Origin of the sequence: Nonomuraea sp. NPDC049758 (genome assembly GCF_040674635.1) — a bacterium.
Lineage (GTDB): Bacteria > Actinomycetota > Actinomycetes > Streptosporangiales > Streptosporangiaceae > Nonomuraea.
In genome coordinates, this window is record NZ_JBFAMZ010000030.1 from 1 (window position 1) to 1,697 (window position 1,697).

Below are 1,697 nucleotides of genomic sequence, written 5' to 3' on the forward strand. Positions count from 1 at the left end.
AACCGGCCCGCAACCCGGCCGAACAACGCATCCAGTCCCGTAACCCACTCCCGCAGATCAGCAGCGGTTAAGTCATCTGGCATGTTTACACGCTAGAGATCTCAAAGGCTCGCTGTAGTACTAGATGAGCAGCTTCGAGGCAGAAGATCATTCTTGTGTGCTGGCCGGCTGGCCGGTGGCGGCGTTCCACAGGCGCACGGTGCCGTCTTCGCCGGTGGTGGCGATCAGGCCCCCGTCGGGATGGAAGGAGGAACCCTGACCCGCGGGATCTCCTCACGGCACCGCCGTAGCAGTCTGACCTGCGCTAACGCAATCGCGTGTACCGGGTGACAGCAGGCTTACAGACATCCGAGGCGCGGCGGTGTCGCAGACGCCGGTGACGCATGGTCTCCATGCTCGTCAAGACGCTGATGGTGTTGCCTGATCGCCCTGTAATGGCCGCCTTGCGTGGCATTGTCACGCTCCAACGCCGGACGATTGGATCAAAGGGTGATCTTCTCCGGCGCGCCACAGGCGGGTTTCGGATGCGCCCCCATGTCGGCGCCTGTCCCGCCCGGCCGCTCCCCTTGCCGCGGGTAGGTCATCGGCCCGCGCCGTCCTTCAAGAAAAGGGAGTCGTGACCATGACCATGCTGACCTACACCGTCCTCACCGACCCGGCACCCCTGGAAGCGTCAGCGACCGGGCGGACGTCCACGGGGACGGTGTACCTGCTCGTCACCAACACCGGGCAGCAGCCGGCGTACTGGTCCACGATCACGGTGGAGGTGCCCGTCGGCAGCGGCGCCGGCGACCTCACCTCGAACTTGAACAAGATCAAGCCAAGCGGCGAGTACCGCACATGGCCGGGCACCCGACTGGGCACATGGACGGGCCCACCGCCGGGCACCCGGTCGCCGGTGAACGTCCAGCGGCAGGGCTCCAACGCCTTCCAGGCCACCCAGGCCACCACTCCTGGCGGTAGAACCCCTTTCGCCCCCGGCGACCACATGGTGCTGACGCTGGAGAACGTCACCCTCGCCGCCGCCGCCGGGCTGGCCGTGCTGGCGGTGACCGAGAAGGCCGGCAGAACCAAGACCGGAGGCCTGAGCACCAGCCACGCGGCGGTCGCGCTGGCGAAGACCGCGCCACAGGAGCTCCCGGCGCCGCACAGCTTCCATCCGGACAAGGCCATGGTGAATGTCGGTGACACGCTCACGCTGAGCTGGCAGGGACCCACCGGCTTCCGCTACGAGATCATGTACCCGGGCGCGCCGCAGTTCGTCACCGTCGCCGGGAGCAGCTGGTCACCGCCCACCGCCCCGAAGCGGGCCACCACCTACATCCTCAGGGCCACCGACCCCACCACGCAGCATCAGCACTTCCTCACCACGACCGTTCAGGTGCGCGATCCCGAACTCGACACGCTCACCGCCACCACCGAGATCAAGACACCCAGGCTTCAGGGGACCAAGACCAACTGGGGCCTCACCATCACCGGCACAGGGGCGGAGATCTCCGACAGCTCCAGCGTGAAGGGGACGTTGACGGCCGGCAAGGCCGTGTTCGACGGCGTGCTCACCGGGTATGTGGAGGGGCCCAACAGCGGCGAGGGAGTCATCACCTTCCCCCAGGGCGGGGTGAAGGTCTGGAGCACAGGCGGCTCCAACGACCTGGGCACCCTGTACGCCGGCGGCATCAGAACCGATTACGTGAGCG

The 1,697-nt window shown here is 67.0% G+C and carries 1 protein-coding gene and 1 pseudogene; one reads left to right on the top strand and one right to left on the bottom strand.

Annotated features, from left to right (window positions below; all coding sequences use genetic code 11):
• Nucleotides 1–147: 147 nt before the first annotated feature.
• A pseudogene (locus AB0J46_RS46085) lies at nucleotides 148–243 on the bottom strand (hypothetical protein); the annotation flags it as partial.
• Between the two features lie 379 nt (nucleotides 244–622).
• On the opposite strand from AB0J46_RS46085, the gene AB0J46_RS46090 reads away from it, so the two are divergent.
• On the top strand, nucleotides 623–1,697 hold a 1,075-nt coding region (locus AB0J46_RS46090; RefSeq protein WP_364341941.1), incomplete at its 3' end, for a hypothetical protein.